This is a genomic window from Bartonella sp. SD1336NMGDW, from assembly GCF_042193565.1.
Lineage (GTDB): Bacteria > Pseudomonadota > Alphaproteobacteria > Rhizobiales > Rhizobiaceae > Bartonella > Bartonella grahamii.
The window spans coordinates 111,445-129,727 of the sequence record NZ_JBHILW010000002.1 but is presented as its reverse complement, the minus strand read 5'-3'; the positions used below and the strand labels follow the sequence as shown (position 1 = coordinate 129,727).

The following is an 18,283-nucleotide window of genomic DNA, read 5'->3' as shown; positions in this document are numbered from 1 at the left end:
TTGGGGGAGGGTGCTAGGTTATGTTTTTTAATGTTTTCCGGATCGGATACAACCTTCAGATGTGGTGAAGGTGTGTGGTATTTCATTTCCAGTTCAATGAAAGTGTGAGGAAATGGCCATATTGAGTATATTCTCTATGGTGCATTTAGATTGAACAAAAGCCTGTTCAAAAAAACATTGGTGCTGACCTTGTAACACAATTTCAGGAATAAATTGAATAAAATAGAACAAAGCATTTGCATGTGAATAAAAACATAATGAAGCATGCAAAGAATTTAAAGCTAACTTTAAAATTTTAATACAAGTGATAGCCAAAAGATAGAGTTTCCTTGTTTTAAAATATCAACGAGATAGATTTAAACTATTGAAAAAAATAAAAAAGATAATGCTTAAGTCAGAAACTTTCTATGTGGATGATAAGTTATTACATTCGATAATGGTTATATGAAATCCATAATAAGGAAAATTTTGAACAGTATTTATAAATTTTGCAACAAGATGCAAGATTTGAGAAATATTTATATAACAACAGCAAAGCAACAAAACAAGATATTAAGTAACATCAGATGAGGTGGTTACATCACACATTAGAAGAGAAAACATTAATACTAATGTTATGAAAAGCATCTGGTGAATTTAGGTTATTAAATTATAAGGAGTGAAGAGAGGTAAAATGCGTAAATACGGATGGTGCAGTGATTATGATGTACCAATCAACAGTGGCAGCACATTTTAGTGCACAGAACGAGAATTTGTTAGAAAAACTATGAAAATAATGGGGGATTTATAATGTCTAATATTTACAATTGGTCTCTAAAGGCTGATGAAAATGCTTATTCAGATAGTATCATTAATTGGGCAGAAGGTCAGCCGCCTAGTTCTGTTAATGATAGTGCACGGGCGATGATGCAGCGCGTGCGTGAATATCTTGCAGATAATGGTGGATCTATTAATTCAAGCTTTACAGTAAATGTGGAAGATAAAACAACATTAATTACCTTAAAGACAGTTTCGCCTATAAAAAAATACAACAATGATATCATCATACGTTTTAAAGCTTGTGGTGTAAATATTGGCTCGACAAAAATAACTGTTAATAATATAGGAGAAAAGCTTATCTATAAAGCAACTGATGCGGGGGTTATACCATTAGAAGGTGGAGAATTTCAAACAGATGGCATTTATGAAATGGTATACAATAATGGTGTTTTAATAAAAGAGCATGAGGGGTGGTATTTATTAAATCCTACACCACCAAAGATAGAAAGTTTTCCCTCTGGATTTATTGCAACATTTGCTATGCAAAATGTGCCAAATGGTTGGCTTTTGTGTGATGGTAAGGCCTATAAGCGTGAAGATTATCCGCAGTTATTCAACGCAATAGGTGATAAATGGGGAAAAGACAGCAATAAAACTTTTAAAGTTCCTGATTTTAGAGGCATGTTTTTACGCGGCTTTGATAATGGTCGGGGGTTAGATGGTGGTAGAAAATTTGCAGATGAACAACAAGATAGCATAAAGTCGCATACGCATATTGGGAGTATTGAAAATGCAGGCGAGCATGCGCATAATTTTGAGTATAAAGGAGTTGGATGGCCAGTTGGTGATATTGGGAGACTACCGAACCATTATACCTATAATGCGACCCTGAAGGGGAGAACAGGTTCTGCTGGCGCACATACACACAAGGTAACTCTTTCCCATACGGGTGAGGCAGAAACGCGTCCTGTTAATGCAACCGTTGTCTATGCTATAAAATCATGAGTATGTTTGAGTAATAATAATCTATACACCCTGATAATTTTTGTTAACGCGGAGCAATTCCGCGTTATTTTCATATGCATATGAAGAGGAAGTCTATACTGTTAATAGGATACTTGAGAGAATCAAAAAAACAATTTAAAAATGATTGAAAGAAAGAGTTAAGGATATAATTTATTATAAGAAAAAGAAAATCATAACTTTTTTATAATTGTATGATAACATAGGGAAAATGTATTAAATCATTTAAACTGTGCCATGAAGAGATCTGGAGATATATTTGTTCATAAGGTGTTTTGATAGGGGATAAGGTGATAAAATTATTCAACCTGAGGCATAAAAAGTACAATATTTTTAACGTTTTTTGTGTAAAAATAGCATACCCCTGTATGAGTTAATTTATCTCATAAAGATATCTCTCATCTTGTTGTCCATTTCATTTCTTTGCATTGCTATGGTGTAGGCTTTATCTGTAAATGATAGTATTCCTTGAGTGGAATCATCGTTATGCTTGTGAAGCAGCAGACAAATGCTATCTCTCTCCTCATTCCTATATTCCGCATTGTTTTTGTATTAGGGGGCTTACAAGAAGCGTTATTGATTTTATTTTAAAGTTTTTATTCAATAGTTTAATTCTTTGTGATATGCCAATAAACGATTTTTTAAATAGAGAGAGAAAAGTAAAAAATATCATTATAAATCAATATTTATTTATACAAAAAGCTAAAGTATATGTGTTATAAAGAAAATATTACCATTAAAGCTACAAATAAATTTTTATAGATGGGAGAAAGGTACTTGATTTCTACATAGTCCTTAGAAGATATAAATAATACACCCCATTATTATAACAAAGGCATTTGTACGCATTTCTTGAAACATTTTTATAAAGATAAAAGTGATAGAAAGAGTGGAAAAACGCATATTTATGTTGTATAAATTCGTATTATCTAACAGCTTGATAGCAAAACAAAATTTCGCATGTTTTTAGTTATGTAAAATCTTGAAAGATTTTAAACTAGTGGTTTTTTCTCAAAATATTTTTAGGGTGTTTGGTTTTCTTTTTTAAAATGACAGATGACAAAAAGAAGTTCATATAAAAATAAAAAAGATTCTTAAATATTTGCATGTTTTATTTTTCTATGGACTTTAGTTTTTAGATTGAAACCGATAGCTTAGAGATCTAATTTCATAGGAGGAGGCTGTTTGAGGGAGTATAAATGGGATATCTTCTTTAGGTAATTCAGAAACGTTTAAAGAACAATGATAAACATCGCGAAGATTTTGTGTTGTCAAAACGTTAGTTGCATTTCCTTTGCAATAAATCTCTCCTTCCTTGAGCAAGATCATGTTATCTGCATAATGTGCTGCGAGATTGAGGTCATGAAGAACAGCAAGAACGCCGCCACCAGAATGGGCAAATTGTTTAGCAATATCCATAACGATGATTTGATGTTGAATATCGAGGCTAGCAATAGGTTCATCTAATATCATCCAGCGAGGAATCCCATTATGAACAGGTTTCCAGATTTGGCAAAGGACACGGGCAAGTTGTACTCTAGCTTGTTCTCCACCTGATAATTGGTGATAATACAGGTTGCCATAATCAGAAAGGTCAACGCACTCTAAAGCTTTTTGGATAAGATTTTGCACTTCGGCTTTGGTAATGGTAAATTGGTTTACAGAAAGGCCAAGCCCTACAACTTCATGGACTAAGAATGGAAATACGAGCGTTGTTGATTGTGGTAGCACAGCGCGCATTTTTGCCATTTCATGAGTTTTTGTTTGGCATACATTATAACCATTTAAGGTTATTTTTCCACTGTAAGGAATTTCACCACTCAGAGCTTTGATAAAAGTACTTTTTCCTGATCCATTAGGACCAATAATAATGGTAAAAGCACCACTTTTAGCTTGAAGATTAATGTGTTTAAGAATCTGCTTCTTTCCGCGCTGAACACAAATATTTGTCGCTTTAATCATGAAAAGTCTGTTCCTCGTTTGCATATAAGGATCCATAGAAAGAAAGGAGCACCAAAAAGCGCTGTTACAATCCCAATCGGCAATTCTGCGGGGGCAACAATTAAGCGTGCAAACGTATCAGCAAAAATAAGTAATGCTGCTCCCAAGAGAGCAGAGCAAGGAATGAGATAGCGATGATCAGGACCAATGAGTTGACGTAAAATATGAGGAACAATAATACCAATAAAACCAATACCACCACTGACAGCAACAGCACTACCACACATAAGGGCAACAAGGGGAATAGCAATATTTTTAACGCGTTGAATATGGAAACCAATATGGCCAGCAACAGCTTCTCCAAGAGCAAGGGCATTAAGTGCTCGTGATAAAAAGGGAGAGAAAAGAAGACCAATAACGATGAAAGGGAGAACGAGCCATACTTTCAACCATGTAGCGCCTGCAAGAGAGCCAAGACTCCAAAAAGTGATATCACGGAGTTGTTGGTCATTTGCGATAAAAATCAATGTTCCAACAACTGCACTGCTTAATGCACCAAGAGCAATACCAGCAAGCAGCATGGTTGCAATAGAGGTAAAGCTATTATGCGTTGCTATTATGTAGAGAATAATCGTTGATAAAAGTCCACCAAAAAAAGCACCTATGATAACTTTGTAAGGCTCTAGAAAAGGTGCAAATGAAACAGGAAAAGCAATACCGACAACAATTGCTAAGACTGCTCCAAGTCCAGCACCTGCTGATACACCTATAATTCCAGGATCTGCAAGAGGATTACGGAAAAGCCCTTGCATAAGAACACCGGAGACAGCTAAAGCTGCTCCAATTAACAATCCAAAGATAACACGGGGAAGCCTTATGTCGATAAGCACCAGGTAATCACGCGTTTTACTACTTACTGAAAAATCTTGTGTAAGCATCACATGGAGGAGATCAAGGAAAGAAACCTTTGCGGCACCATTCAAGAGCCCACCAAAAATACTGAAGGTAAGGAATATTATTAAGCTTAATAATAAAACCTTCCCCTGCTTTGAACGGTTTATTTTTTTACCTTCTTTTGTTTCAGGTAAATGCATCATGGATGTACCGTCTACCATTTTTATCAGCTCTTACCGTTTTGATTTGCACCATAAAGTATCTCAATAAGCTCTCTTGATGCGTCTGCAGTGCGTGGACCAAATCCTAAAAAATACATAGCATCCATCTGTTTTATGGCATGATTTTTTGCTGCTGTTGTTGCTTGAACTGCCGGTATGGCTAAAATCTTATCAATGCTAGTTGATCTTGCACCATGTTTTACAAGTAAGATAACATCAGGATCTGATTTCAATAACGCTTCGCCGTTGAGAAGTTTATATCCTTTATAATCGGTGATAGCATTGATAGCACCTGAAAGTTTTATCATACTATCAGCTGCAGTACCTGTTCCAGATGCCATGACGCGTCCATTTTGCACAGAGAAAACAAAAAGAACACGCTTTGGTGTTGTTACTTTCGCCAAAAGCGTATCGTTTTCTAAAAAATTACGCTTCAATTTTTCAATTAACGCAGCGGCTTGAACTTCCCGATGAATGGCTTGACCAACGAGGCGAATCTTTTCTATCACATTTTCACGGGAGTAGTCTTCTGGTATGATCACCAGAGGGATTGATGTTTTTTTGAGAATATCAATTGTTGAAGCGGGACCGCTTCCTTCAACAAGCAATATGCCCTCTGGGGCAAGTGATAAAACACCCTCCGGTGAAAGAGCACGCATATATCCAAGCACAGGAAGCTTGAGCGCTTCTTGCGGGTAGACGCTTGTACTATCACGGGCGACAAGCTGATCTTGGGCACCCAATGCATAGACAATTTCTGTAAGTGCTCCGCCGATAGAAACAATTCGAGCATTTTCAGGAAAACGGGTTGTGGGTTCAGCAATCACTTGTTTAGAAAAACAGGTAAGAGAGAGCAGTAAACATATAAGGAAAAGGTTTGATAACCTATGCAAAAGAGATATGAACATGTCTGACCTTACCTTATCTTAGTTACTGCTGTTTTCTTGGCTCGATGGTAAACCATTCAATAAAGAGCGCCAATCTTCACGTTCTTTTTGGCCCTCCTTGCGTACGCCAAAGAATTGAATAATCATCTCATCATCTTTATCGAAAACTTCAAGTGAGTTGACATATCCATCAATTGTAGGTTTGCGAACACGCCATACCTTCTTGATTCCAGAAACGAGTAAATGGAGGTGAAACTTCTGATCGAGAACATTAAGCCAAGGTCCCATTTGCTTAATATTCTTTACTTGCCCAGTGAAAATTTGGATACATCCTTTATTTCCAACAAAACACATAATTGGTAACTCTTCTTGTGCAACTTGTTTGAGCATCATCTCAACAGCTTCTATTTTTAACTCATCGGCAAATTCATTTCCGGCATGTTTTACGGCATTATGTCGATTAATTTTCAGTTCAGAAATAATTCCATGAAGTTGATGCACATCAGTCATTTGTCGCCAACGATCTCGGAACTTTTCAACATCTAGCTTTGCCGTATCACATTGTACTGGAGTAGGAGCGGGAGAAATATCAAGTGCGGATGATTGATCGTCATGAAGCAACTTTTCAACAAGTGCAGCCCATTCTTCCATATTTGTTGCGTCTTGAGAATAGAGTTTGAAAATAGCAATGCCATATTGATCAAAAAATTGCAGACTTTTCATAGGTGTTCCGAGAATAGTCACGTCATGCTCGAAACCAAACTTCCACTGTTTTGAAAAAATACGCAAGTCAATTTCACCGAGTGTTATCGGAATATGCTGACTTTGAACAATCTTCTCAAAACATCCTGTTATTTCATGGACAGCATTTTCATTCCGTGTTAATGCCATGACTATTCCAAGTTTAGGAGCATTTTCCAAGAGAGTAGCGACATCAGCGCGTAGTTTTTTTGCTTTTCCAATTGTACAATAAGCCGCAATGAGTTCTGCTTCGGATATACCAATAGAGTCCGCGAAATCGCGGTTACGCATTTCTTTTTTTTCTTCACGCAAGTGAATAATCATTTCGGCTGTGTATGACATGGGCTTATCCTTATGTTACCTGTTTAAAGGTTAATTGTTTAATTTTAAAACTCAAAAACAGTGAGTTGAACCACTATCAACTAATGGTTCAACTCACCACCAAAAAAGCCCTTATTTTATCAACAATAGAACAATAAAAACCAATAAATTACAAAGAGTTAAAGCGCAAACCTCAAAATTCGTTGTTCAAAGAACAATGAGAACAGAAACGCAATAATTTATTTTTTATCGATATAACCTTTTTAATTGATCTAATGATTAACAAAAGTGACTAAAATTTTTGCACGAACGAAACTTTAAAGTTGCGACCAGGCTGACTATAATAATCCTTCGGTGTTGAGCCGTCATCGGAAGGAAGATCTGATACATTCCAATATTTTTGATTGAACAGATTATAAACACCAGCCCTTATAACAGGACCCTTTTCACCAAATGGCTTCAACCAACCTGACACATCAATAATATTATAACCTGGAATTTTTTGATAGTCCGATTCCTTAGCAACTTTATCACGTTTGGCAGATGAGGTAAGAACAACGTCTGCTCCCCAGATTTCTTTTGCATATCCGATCCCAACAATCGCTTTTAAAGCTGGAATTGAGTTAAGATATTCATCTTTATCAATATCTTTTCCTTGCGAATAGGCAAGAGCAAAATTGCTATGGAATCCACCATTAAGAGCCAAATGTATTTTTGCTTCAGCACCATAAATACGCACATTTGCACGATTTATATAATGGCGACGTGCTAATGGGAATTCCTCTGATGGACCTTTATCCACAGTGTCTATGAAGTCCTTGTATTGATTGAAAAAGGCACTGACTGAACCACCCAAATTTCTATTTCCATACCTTATACCAACATCATACCCATTGCTCGTTTCTGCTTTAAGATCAGGGTTGCCCTTCGAGTAATAAGCAGAGGGTTTTATATAAGAGACGTAAAGTTCTGCAATACGTGGTGCACGAAAAGCCTGTGCCCATTGGGCATAAAGCGTTACTTGATCACGAACATCCCACTCCACACGTAATTTGGGAGAAAAACGTGAACCATTTCTTTCTGGAGGAAATTTGTCAGAAAGTAGAGCTTTCTCATAAGAAGACGTTTTCTGAGGGACATACTTATACCAATCATAACGAATTCCAGGTGTGATACGGAAATGGTTATCGGCAAGGCCAATTTCATCTTCGAAAACAAAACCCAAATTATAGCCATTTGTATCTGGTGAATCTGACCGATTAGCGGGCACAAAGAGGCATCCCCGTGCATTTTCCGGCAAGTGACAATTATCTTTCCCGAACAAATAATGATGAAACTTAGATGACAAGACATTAGCGGCAAGCTTTAACGTATGGTCTACAGTGCCAATATGAACCTTCTTGAGAGCATCAGCATTGAAACCATAATTGGTATTACGCAAAAAATTATCTCTCAAAAAATCCCCTTTGGGTGCCCGAACACGAAATGAAGTCATAATATCATGACTTGACTGTCTTTGCCAATAAATCTGTCCACGAAACGCATCAAAAAGTGCATCTTCATTGCCGTTATAGTCATAAGAAAGAGAAAGGCGTTCACGGAGTTTGTCGTCCTTGTCATAAACGGAACCACGGGCATAATATCTTTCAGAAGCATTCAATGAATGTGTATCAACATTGTGACCAAAACGTTCTGCTGTAAAACCAAGTCGGTGATTGTCATCAAGGTATTGGTGAATTTTAAAGAGCAAATTATTTTGGTCAAAATGAGCAGGGTTTTTACGTGTGCGCTCTCCATAACCTTCTAGGGTTCCCATATTTTTGCGCTCATGACCTTCCGCATAAGAACCTTGGAAAAGCAAAAACGTTTGTTGAGCACGCATTGCAACAGCTTGATCTACGTGCCAACTATTATCAACAGAATGATAACCACTTCTTATAAGACCACCCCAATTTTTTCCTTCTGTGATAAGATCTTCAGGATCAAGGGTACGCAACGCAACAACTCCTCCCAGTGCACCAGATCCATAAAGACTAGAATCCGGTCCCTGAATAACATCAAGTGTGGAAAGCGCACTAAAGTCAAACATTGTGTTACCACTGTTATTACGCAATATATCATTGAACCACGGAAGAACAATACCATCCACTGTTGTGAGAACACGGTTTGCTTCTAAACCACGAATGACAAAACTGTTATTACTTGGGCTATACCCCACGGTTGGATAAAGACGACTAATATCATAGGCATCAGTTATTTGTTTCTCACGAATATCCTTCGCGGTTTTCCGATCTGTCAGAATAGTGACCGAATCCAAGGCCGTCCCTATTTTTTTCTCTTCAATAACAATTGGTTTGAGTTCAGTGACAGCTCCTCCATCTTTATTTCGTGCAAAAACAAATGAAGGTATACAGACCGATAATGCACTTAAAATCACACAGCTTTTATAGATATTTTTTCGTCTTATTTGCATAACACATCACAACCTTTTTAAACATCCCCTCTCTGTTTTGAAATTTTATTTACATACAAAAAGGCTGGACCCGCTGATTAAAACTTGCCAGCCAAGCAGAAGTGATTTTGCCAACAAGACAAAACCACTAGAAAACCATATTAAACATGACAAAATCAGTCAAGAAAAAAGTTGCAATTTCAAAATAGCCTGTTTTAATGAGATTTACACCAATATTAAGCTTAAAATAGCGGCAGAAGAAACGATGAATTTTGAAAATACGACGCAATTATTAACTCTTTGGATTGGTGCATTTGTTGGAGCTTTATTTTTGCATGTATTATTGGGAGCGCAGTTTTATTTTCAAAGTACGGGTGTAAGTAATAGCTTGCTCTCGTCGGAGATTATGCTGACTTTTGTGCAAGAAACTATCTATCCGGATGTTGATACAGATTTGTCAGATATTCATACAGAGTCGGATATTAATTCGGATATTAATACAGAGCCAAAAGTATTACAGTCTGATCTTTTAGAGAAGGAGTCAGAGGAATTAGAATCCGTGGATGAAGTTCAATCGGAAGAGCCTCAGCATATGGTAGAACAAGATGACTTAAAGTCTTTGGAAGAACCCCTTCCTCAAAAAGTGGAGCATAAAGCGTTTATCAAAAAAACAATACCGATGCCAAAAGCTGTAGTAAAGCGCTCCAATGCAAAGGCGGTACGTTCTTCTTCCACCAACAAGGGCGTCAGTACAGCAGGGCTTGAAGATATGTTGTTAATGGAGTGGTTAGCAAAGGTACAGTCACAATTAGAAAGGCAAAAAAATTATATTGTGGGACAGCGTACCAGTCGTGCAAAAGGAACGGTGAAGTTAGAATTTATGGTGCATAAGCAGGGGAGTATTTTTTCTAGTCGTGTAGCAGTCTCTGCTGGTAATCCGGAACTTGATCGATTAGCGATGGCGGCACTTCAACGCGTTGGTTCTTTCCCCCCCCCCCCCCCATCAAAAGTGAATAAAATAATCAGAGTATCCTTGATATTTAGCTGATTTTTTATATGGGGCGCTTTTCTTATAATATATTGATTTATAATGATAATTCATCATTTTGTATTTGAAATAAAAGATCCTAATAGCATAGGGTTTTCTCATTTTGAATTTATTGATACTGAATCAATTAAAATTACTTGCGTATACATCATAAGCAGGTTGGTATGTGGGTGCTATTTAAAAAGGAATAAAAACACGTCTTATGAACGCTTTCAAAGTACTATTTGGGAAGTTAAGGCATATTATTTCCGTCGACCAGAAAGCAGGTCGGTTTTTATATCTATTTTCCCAGTGAGTCTTGCTTTGTAGACACCATAATTTTCCATGACACGCATCACGTAATTACGTGTTTCTGTATAAGGAATACGCTCAATCCAATCAATGACGTTATCGAGAGATTGTCCTCGAGGATCGCCATAACGTTTTATCCATTCATTGACACGACGGGGACCCGCATTATAGCCAATAAGAGTTAGTATATAGGATCCATTAAAACGTTCCAATTGTTCATTAAGAAAATGGGCACCTAATGTTGCATTATAATGAGCATCACTGCTAAATTTTTTAGGAGACCATGCAATTGAGTGTTTTTTTGCCAATGCTTTTGCTGTTGTAGGAAGCAATTGGAGTATACCTTGTGCACCTGCTTTTGATATGGCTGTTGGATTAAATTCGCTTTCTTGGCGTGCAATGGCATAGATAAGCGATTTTTCTTCTACAGAAATATTAGTAGAAGCTGGTATAGCTCCCAGAGGATGAGAGAGTGCACCGACATTTTTTCCCTGAAAAACAGCCATTTTTCCAATTTTGAGACTGGTATAATAGTCTCCGTTTTTTTCTGCCATAACAGCCAGAAGGGCTAATTCGCCGGGACTTTCTATTTTTTTTCCGAGCTCTCTATAAAAAATTTTAGCAAAATCAGCATAGCCGGCTGCTTCAAGACGTTGAATTGCTTTGATCGCTTTTCGTGCACTAAAATGTTGTCGCTCAGCGGTTGTTGGTTTGGGAAAGGAAACTTTAAGCTTTTTTTGGTTGAGTCGTGCAGCGGCTAATTGACCATAGTAAGTTGCACCAAAATGAGCTGCGCGATGAAAGTATTGCTGGGCATTTTTATGTTCTTCTAGCGTTTCTGCTGTTCGTCCCATCCAGTAATATCCACGTGATGCAGAAAAAGGTAAAGAAGAGAGTTGAGGAATACGTGAAAAATGCTGCATTGCCAATTTAGGGTTATGAAGAAACCGTAGTGCGTACCATCCTGCATGAAACTCAGCATCGATAGCTAATGCAGATGTTATACCAGTGTGCATTGCAACGAGTTGATAAGCAATTTTTGGTTTGTTTAAATCGAGCATTTCACGAGAAAGGGCGCGTTGTTCTTTCCATAATGAATGAGGGTTCATAAGGTGGAATGCATCTTTTGATGTTTTCATCATGAGTGCTGCAGCTGCATTATATTGCTCTGTTCGTCGAAGATGGCGTATTCGAGCAAACTGAAAAAGAGGATCTTTTTGCCATGATCTTTCTACAGCTTTTAATTTTTGTGTAGCTCTAGGATCATTTTTTTCAACGGCCACAAAAGCATCAAAAAGAGATTGAGCATGGGCTAATTTTGCAACGCGTGCTGCTGAATCAAAACGATATGCATACAGCATAAACTGCATGCGTTTCAGATGATCAATAGGTTTTAATGCAGCGCTTGCATTTTTAAGAACAAATATTTCTTCTTTTGCATTAAGCTGTGTTTTATGCCACCATGGCGCAATAACGTGTCGAGCACGAGTGGTTTGTCCCGTTGCAATAAGTGCTTTAGCGAAGAGAGCCATTCCTTGCGCTGTTTGGGGCGGGTGATGAGAAAATTTTTGGATGATTGCGCGTGTGAGGTTGGTTTCGTTAAGAAAAGCACGTTCAGCATTGCGTTGCATCGTTTCTATACTGGGCCATCCTTTTAGCATGTTGATTGCATTAAATATTTCAGAACTTGGTATATCAGCTTGGTTTGATATCCCCAGCGCCCATGTCAAAATATGACGATCAAGGCTATGTTTTTCCATTGAATTACGAAGATTTATTGTTTTTGCAATATTGTTGTTTGCTAGTGCATCTAGCCCAGCTTTCAGTTTCTGAAGTGTAGCAGTATTGTGTAATGTCGTGTGTATCTGTTGAAGAGGCTCTAGAGCTTCTTTTTCGGTAAAGGGAGTAGGGCGCACCAAAGGGATTGGCGCTTTCCCGTGCAAAAGGGGTGTTTGCGCGGATGCACTTGAAAATAAAATTCTTATTGCCAGTATAAGTGCAGTAAAGGTTGATACGAAAAGAGAGGTGGAAAATACACGCATAGAGAAAAGACCTTGAGACCTTGCTTTTTGTAAAAACTTAAGGATTTATAGAACACAAGCATGAAAAACGCGTTAATATAGACGGCTTATTTTAAAAAAATGTGCAACATTTAAGGAGGAATATTTTTATCTTAAGAGGGCTTTTTTTGAAATTCATCTTGCTTCAATGATAGAGCAAGATTATGCTCTATTTAAAATTTATAAAAGGCGATTATTAAAAAAAATAAAAGCGAACATTATAGGGAGTTTATCATGCTCAAGGGAGCTATAACTGCGCTTATTACACCGTTTGATAATAAGGGCGCAATTGATGAGAAGGCGTTTTGTGATTTTATTGAATGGCAGATCACACAAGGGATTAACGGTGTAAGCCCAGTTGGGACAACCGGTGAATCAGCAACGTTAAGTCATGAAGAACATAAGCGGATTATAGAATTGTGTGTTGAGCAGGTCGCAAAGCGTGTTCCTGTTGTTGCTGGAGCGGGATCAAATAGCACAAGTGAGGCTGTAGAGCTTGCACAATACGCGCAAAAAGCTGGTGCAGATGCAGTTTTGGTTGTCACTCCCTATTATAATAGACCAAATCAATCTGGTTTATACAAACATTTTTCTTCCATTGCCAAAGCTGTTTCTATTCCGATTATAATTTATAATATTCCTGGTCGTTCTGTTATCGATATGGCTGTGGAAACGATGAAAGACCTTTATCAAGATTTTAAAAATATCATTGGTGTAAAAGATGCAACGAGCAGAATTGAACGCGTTAGTGAACAACGTGAAAAGTGTGGGAAGGATTTTGTACAGCTTTCCGGTGATGATTGTACAGCGTTAGGTTTTAATGCACATGGAGGTATGGGGTGTATTTCAGTTTCCTCCAATGTTGCTCCAAAGCTGTGTGCAGAGCTTCAAGATGCTTGTTTTCGTGGTGATTATAAAACAGCACGAGAATTAAATGATCGCTTGATGCCTCTTAATCGTGCTGTGTTTATTGAGCCTAGTCCAGCGGGTATTAAATATGCTGCTGCAAAATTAGGATTTTGTGGTGATACTGTGCGTTCTCCGATTGTTCCGTTAACAGAAAGAACAAAGAAGATTATTGATGCAGCCCTCAGTCATGCTGGTATTTTAAAAGCATAAAATGATATTGACAAAGCCATGAATAAAAAAAAGAACGCGCCCGTACGGAAAATAATTGCTGACAATCGTAAAGCACGTTTTAATTTTGAAATCCTTAATAATCTCGAGGCCGGTCTTGTCCTTCAGGGAGCGGAAGTAAAGTCCTTACGTTCTAATCATGCCAATATTGCTGAAAGCTATGCGAGTTTTGAGAATGGGGAATTATGGTTAGTAAACAGCTATATTCCTGAATATACGCAGGCTAATCGTTTTAATCATGAACCGCGACGTTTGCGCAAGTTATTACTTTCAAAACGTGAGATGGCACGTTTTTTTAATGCAACGTCTCGTGAAGGAATGACGCTTGTTCCTCTTAAACTTTATTTTAATGAACGTGGGCGCGTTAAGTTGGAGATTGCTCTAGCGCGGGGGAAAAAACTTCATGATAAGCGAGAAACGGAAAAAAAACGCGATTGGGGACGTGAAAAAGCAAGACTTTTAAAAAGATATGGATGACGAATGCGATCTAGGTATCCTTTATTTATAGCGCTGGTTTAAAACAGTTTTAGCATTGATCTAAGTATGTTTTTGCTGCTTGAAAAATTTGGTGAAACATGGCGTCTGTCAAGCGTCCAGTATTTGTATTATAACGAGAACAGTGATAGCTTGAAAAGATGCGTAATCTGCCGATGTTATTGATTTCGCCGTGTCCAAAAGGGTGAGCTAAAACTTTTGCATTAAGGGCACGTATCGTTGAATGGTGTGCAATGGTTCCTAAGGTAATAACGGCTTTAAGTTTGGGAAGATTTGTTAAAAGAGGTGAGAAGAAATAGCGGCACGTGTTAATTTCTGCACCGGTGGGTTTATTTTCTGGTGGAACACAACGAACAGAGTTAACGATTGCTGCATCAATCAGTTCAAGAGTATCATCTGCTCTTTCTTCGAAGGTTCCTTGGGCAAAACCAAATTTTTTTAAAGTTGAATAAAGTAAGTGCCCAGCATAATCACCAGTGAACGGACGTCCAGTTCGATTTGCTCCACGTAATCCAGGAGCAAGTCCAACAATAAGAAGGCGCGTTGTGTCTGCTCCTTTATAAGGAAAGAAGGGGCGCACCGGTGCGTTATACCAACTTGGTTCTTTTACACGCCAGTCAGCGATAAACTGATGGAGCCTAGGACATAAATTGCAATTTTTGGGTGGTTCTGGGAAAAGTGATGTTAATTGGTTATTCATGGTGTTAGGCATCAATCGTTTTTTCTATTTTTTTGAGTCTTTTATAGCGTATATGACGGGTTATGTTTTGAGAAACAATCTATAATGAATATAAATAAAATTTAATATAAACTTATTACTAATTATTGTGTAAAGAGAGGTAATCTTTCAGTAATTTATTCGATGAATAAGAGCGTAATACACATGATGTTCAAAGAAAAAATCTCTCTCTTTAAGATAAAATATTATCATAAAAATTATGCATAAGGCTGCCTTTATTGCAAAGGATTTTCAACAGCTGGTATTCTTTTTAAAAGGATAAAGACTCCAGACAAGTATTTTGTCAAGAAAGAGCTCCCTCTGTTTGAAGCCAATCTATTGGAATGCTTTTAAGAGCAGCTTTGATAACGGGCATGAATAGGTTATACATTTTTATAAATTTTCTTAAATAATTTCTTTAATCAAAAAATATAAAAGTTTGTGTTGTTTTTCTTGTGTTTTGTTTTGATTATTGTATATACTTCCCTATCCGCTATTAAATTTTTTTATTTGAGAAAGAGGCATAAATGGCCCGCGTAACGGTAGAAGATTGTATTGATAAAGTTGACAACCGCTTTGAATTGGTACTTTTAGCAGGTCATCGGGCGCGTCAGATTTCACAAGGAGCGCAGATTACGGTTGATCGTGATAATGATAAAAATCCAGTTGTTGCTTTGCGTGAAATAGCAGAAGAAACATTGTCGCCTGCTGATTTAAAGGAAGACCTTATTCATTCGCTGCAAAAGCATGTGGAAGTAGATGAGCCAGAAATGGCAAGTGAATTTATTACCCATTCAGGTGAAGCTGAAAGTGCTTTTAATACGTCGTCGCAAGAAGAAGGTACTTCATTTGATCATATGTCAGAAGAAGAGCTTTTAGCGGGTATTGAAGGTTTGGTTGTTCCAGAAAAAAGTGACGATTATTAATTGCAGCAATTTATGTTACAGGAGTAAAGATACCTTGTCATGTGAGGAGCAATTATTTTTCTTGTCTTTTATTGATAGGACGTGTTCAATAAAGATTAGGGGTGTGAAAAGATAAAGGATATGCTCGTATGATGCGTCAGTGTGAGCTTGTTGGACGTGTTCAACGTTACAAGTCTGACGTAGATGAGGCTCTTTTAAACAGGGCCTATGATTATGCAATGAGAAAGCATGCACATCAAAAGCGTGCGTCAGGTGATCTTTATTTTTCTCATCCTTTAGAAGTTGCTGCTATTTTGACGGATATGCGGTTGGACGAGGCAACGATTGCTGTTGCTCTTTTGCATGATACAATTGAAGATACAAGCGCTACACGAGCAGAAATTGATCAGCTTTTTGGTTCTGAAATTGGGAAGTTGGTTGAAGGACTTACAAAGCTTAATAAGCTTGATCTTGTATCAAAGAAAGCTGTACAGGCAGAAAATCTTCGTAAACTTCTTATTGCTATTTCTGATGATGTTCGCGTTCTTTTAGTCAAACTCGCTGACCGCCTTCATAATATGCGTACCCTTGGTGTTATGCGTGATGATAAACGTCGGCGAATTGCTGAGGAGACGATGGATATTTATGCGCCACTTGCAGGTCGTATGGGTATGCAGGATATGCGCGAGGAATTAGAGGATCTCTCTTTCTTTTATTTAAATCCAGAAGGTTATCGTACGATTACTAATCGACTTTCTGAATTATTGAAACACAACCGTGATTTGCTTTCCACAATTGAAAATGAATTGACAAAGCTTTTTTTCGAGCACGGCATTAAAGCAGATGTTAAAAGCCGTCAGAAAAAATCTTATTCAGTCTTTCGCAAAATGGAAAGTAAAGCATTATCTTTTGAACAGTTATCGGATATTTTTGGTTTTCGTGTGATTGTTGAGTCCGTGAATGATTGTTATCGTGCTCTTGGTGTCATTCATACGACATGGCCAATGGTTCCTGGTCGTTTTAAAGATTATATCTCTATACCAAAGCAAAATGATTATCGTTCCATTCATACAACGATTGTGGGACCATCGCGACAACGTGTTGAGTTGCAAATTAGAACTGCTGCTATGGATGAAATTGCTGAATATGGCGTTGCGGCACATTCCATTTATAAAGAGCAGGGTTCTAATTATTCGGCTTCGAGGTTATCAAATGAAACAAATGCGTATGCATGGTTGCGTCAAACGATTCAATCTTTGTCAGATGGAGATAATCCGGAAGAATTTTTAGAACACACAAAGCTTGAGCTTTTTCAAGATCAAGTTTTTTGTTTTACGCCGAAAGGTCGATTAATTGCTTTTCCTAAAGGAGCTACTCCTATTGATTTTGCTTATGCCGTCCATACCGATATTGGTGATTCTTGTGTGGGTGTGAAAATCAATGGTCGTATTATGCCTTTAATGACCAAATTAAAAAATGGTGATGAGGTTGATATTATTCGTTCACATGCTCAAATTCCGCCGGCTGCATGGGAATTTCTTGTTGTCACAGGTAAAGCACGTTCAGCTATTCGACGAGCAAGTCGTGCTGCGGTACGTAAACAATATTCGGGTTTAGGATATCGTATTCTCGAGCGTTCATTTGAATATATGGGAAAACAATTTTCAAAAGACGTTTTGAAGAAAGTTTTGCCACGTTTAGCACGTAAAGATGTAGAGGATGTATTGGCTGCTGTTGGGCGTGGGGAGCTGTTTTCCGCTGATGTGATTAAAGCGGTTTATCCTGATTATCAAGATCACCGTGTAGTACAAAAGTCATCTTTTAAGCCTGGGGAAGAAGGTTGGTTTAATATTGAGAATGCTCAAGGTATGATTTTTAAAGTTCCAGAAAATGAAAAGAATGAAATGTTCGAGAATCATCAATCTAAAGCATTGCCTATTAGAGGAACCCGTGGAGATATACCCGTACGTTTTTCACCGGAAGGAGCAGTGCCTGGAGATCGGATTGTTGGTATTATGCAGCCTGGGGCTGGGATCATTATTTATCCAATACAGTCTTCAGCTTTGATGGCATATGATGATCAGCCAGAACGATGGATTGATGTCCGCTGGGATATTGATGCCCAAATGAATGAACGTTTTCCTGCACGGATAAACATTTTGGTTGTAAATAGTCCTGGTTCTTTGGCTGAAATTACACAAATAATTTCTGCTAACGATGCTAATATCCAAAATTTATCTTTTATCCGTACAGCACCAGATTTTACAGAAATTATGATTGATTTGGAAGTGTGGGATTTAAAACATTTGAATCGTATTTTTTCTCAGTTAAAAGAGGCGGGTTCAGTAAGTACAGTACGGCGGGTTCATGGATAAAAAGAAAGATTTTGC

The 18,283-nt window shown here is 37.7% G+C and carries 13 protein-coding genes; 6 read left to right on the top strand and 7 right to left on the bottom strand.

What is annotated here, in order from left to right:
* The first annotated feature begins 789 nt into the window (after nt 1-789).
* Nucleotides 790-1,764, top strand: coding sequence for a tail fiber protein (locus tag ACFIKH_RS02455; RefSeq protein WP_375625830.1), 975 nt, complete (start codon nt 790-792; stop codon nt 1,762-1,764).
* Nucleotides 1,765-2,910: 1,146 nt separating this feature from the next.
* Here the strand turns inward: ACFIKH_RS02455 and ACFIKH_RS02450 are convergent.
* The 5 genes from ACFIKH_RS02450 to ACFIKH_RS02430 all read right to left on the bottom strand — a co-directional run bounded on the left by ACFIKH_RS02450 (nt 2,911) and on the right by ACFIKH_RS02430 (nt 9,260).
* Entirely contained in the window at nt 2,911-3,744 is an 834-nt protein-coding gene (locus tag ACFIKH_RS02450; RefSeq protein WP_375653271.1) for a heme ABC transporter ATP-binding protein, read from the bottom strand.
* Nucleotides 3,741-4,838: a FecCD family ABC transporter permease gene (locus ACFIKH_RS02445; protein WP_375625834.1), complete on the bottom strand. Its 1,098-nt coding sequence runs from the start codon at nt 4,836-4,838 to the stop codon at nt 3,741-3,743. Before ACFIKH_RS02445 ends, ACFIKH_RS02450 begins: the two co-directional genes overlap by 4 nt.
* Before the next feature lie 5 nt (nt 4,839-4,843).
* Nucleotides 4,844-5,746 carry a hemin ABC transporter substrate-binding protein gene (locus ACFIKH_RS02440; RefSeq protein ID WP_375625048.1) on the bottom strand — a complete coding sequence of 301 codons (903 nt, stop codon included), beginning with the start codon at nt 5,744-5,746 and terminating at the stop codon, nt 4,844-4,846.
* An 18-nt stretch (nt 5,747-5,764) separates the two neighbouring features.
* Nucleotides 5,765-6,808 (bottom strand): hemin-degrading factor, encoded by a 1,044-nt coding sequence (locus tag ACFIKH_RS02435; RefSeq protein ID WP_375625047.1) that lies wholly within the window; start codon nt 6,806-6,808, stop codon nt 5,765-5,767.
* A 271-nt stretch (nt 6,809-7,079) separates the two neighbouring features.
* A complete protein-coding gene (locus tag ACFIKH_RS02430; protein WP_375670924.1) occupies nt 7,080-9,260 on the bottom strand; it encodes a TonB-dependent hemoglobin/transferrin/lactoferrin family receptor in 2,181 nt (726 codons plus the stop codon).
* A gap of 244 nt (nt 9,261-9,504) precedes the next feature.
* On the opposite strand from ACFIKH_RS02430, the gene ACFIKH_RS02425 reads away from it, so the two are divergent.
* Nucleotides 9,505-10,287 carry a cell envelope integrity protein TolA gene (locus ACFIKH_RS02425; protein WP_375625186.1) on the top strand — a complete coding sequence of 261 codons (783 nt, stop codon included), beginning with the start codon at nt 9,505-9,507 and terminating at the stop codon, nt 10,285-10,287.
* Nucleotides 10,288-10,529: 242 nt separating this feature from the next.
* Here ACFIKH_RS02425 and ACFIKH_RS02420 read toward each other — a convergent pair whose 3' ends face one another.
* Complete coding sequence (locus ACFIKH_RS02420; protein WP_375670922.1) at nt 10,530-12,620, bottom strand: lytic transglycosylase domain-containing protein; 2,091 nt, start codon at nt 12,618-12,620, stop codon at nt 10,530-10,532.
* A 252-nt stretch (nt 12,621-12,872) separates the two neighbouring features.
* Here ACFIKH_RS02420 and dapA point away from each other — a divergent pair, with 252 nt between their 5' ends.
* Together dapA and smpB are read left to right on the top strand one after the other, a co-directional pair.
* Entirely contained in the window at nt 12,873-13,757 is an 885-nt protein-coding gene (dapA, locus tag ACFIKH_RS02415; RefSeq protein WP_375625842.1) for a 4-hydroxy-tetrahydrodipicolinate synthase, read from the top strand.
* A gap of 18 nt (nt 13,758-13,775) precedes the next feature.
* Entirely contained in the window at nt 13,776-14,252 is a 477-nt protein-coding gene (smpB, locus tag ACFIKH_RS02410; RefSeq protein WP_012231306.1) for an SsrA-binding protein SmpB, read from the top strand.
* A 49-nt stretch (nt 14,253-14,301) separates the two neighbouring features.
* Here the strand turns inward: smpB and ACFIKH_RS02405 are convergent, their stop codons facing one another.
* Nucleotides 14,302-14,970: a uracil-DNA glycosylase gene (locus tag ACFIKH_RS02405; protein WP_375625043.1), complete on the bottom strand. Its 669-nt coding sequence runs from the start codon at nt 14,968-14,970 to the stop codon at nt 14,302-14,304.
* Nucleotides 14,971-15,515: 545 nt separating this feature from the next.
* Between ACFIKH_RS02405 and rpoZ the strand changes: the two genes are divergently transcribed.
* Together rpoZ and ACFIKH_RS02395 are read left to right on the top strand one after the other, a co-directional pair.
* Nucleotides 15,516-15,914 (top strand): DNA-directed RNA polymerase subunit omega, encoded by a 399-nt coding sequence (gene rpoZ, locus ACFIKH_RS02400; protein WP_375625042.1) that lies wholly within the window; start codon nt 15,516-15,518, stop codon nt 15,912-15,914.
* Nucleotides 15,915-16,042: 128 nt separating this feature from the next.
* A complete protein-coding gene (locus tag ACFIKH_RS02395) occupies nt 16,043-18,268 on the top strand; it encodes a RelA/SpoT family protein (RefSeq protein WP_375625041.1) in 2,226 nt (741 codons plus the stop codon).
* Nucleotides 18,269-18,283: the final 15 nt, after the last annotated feature.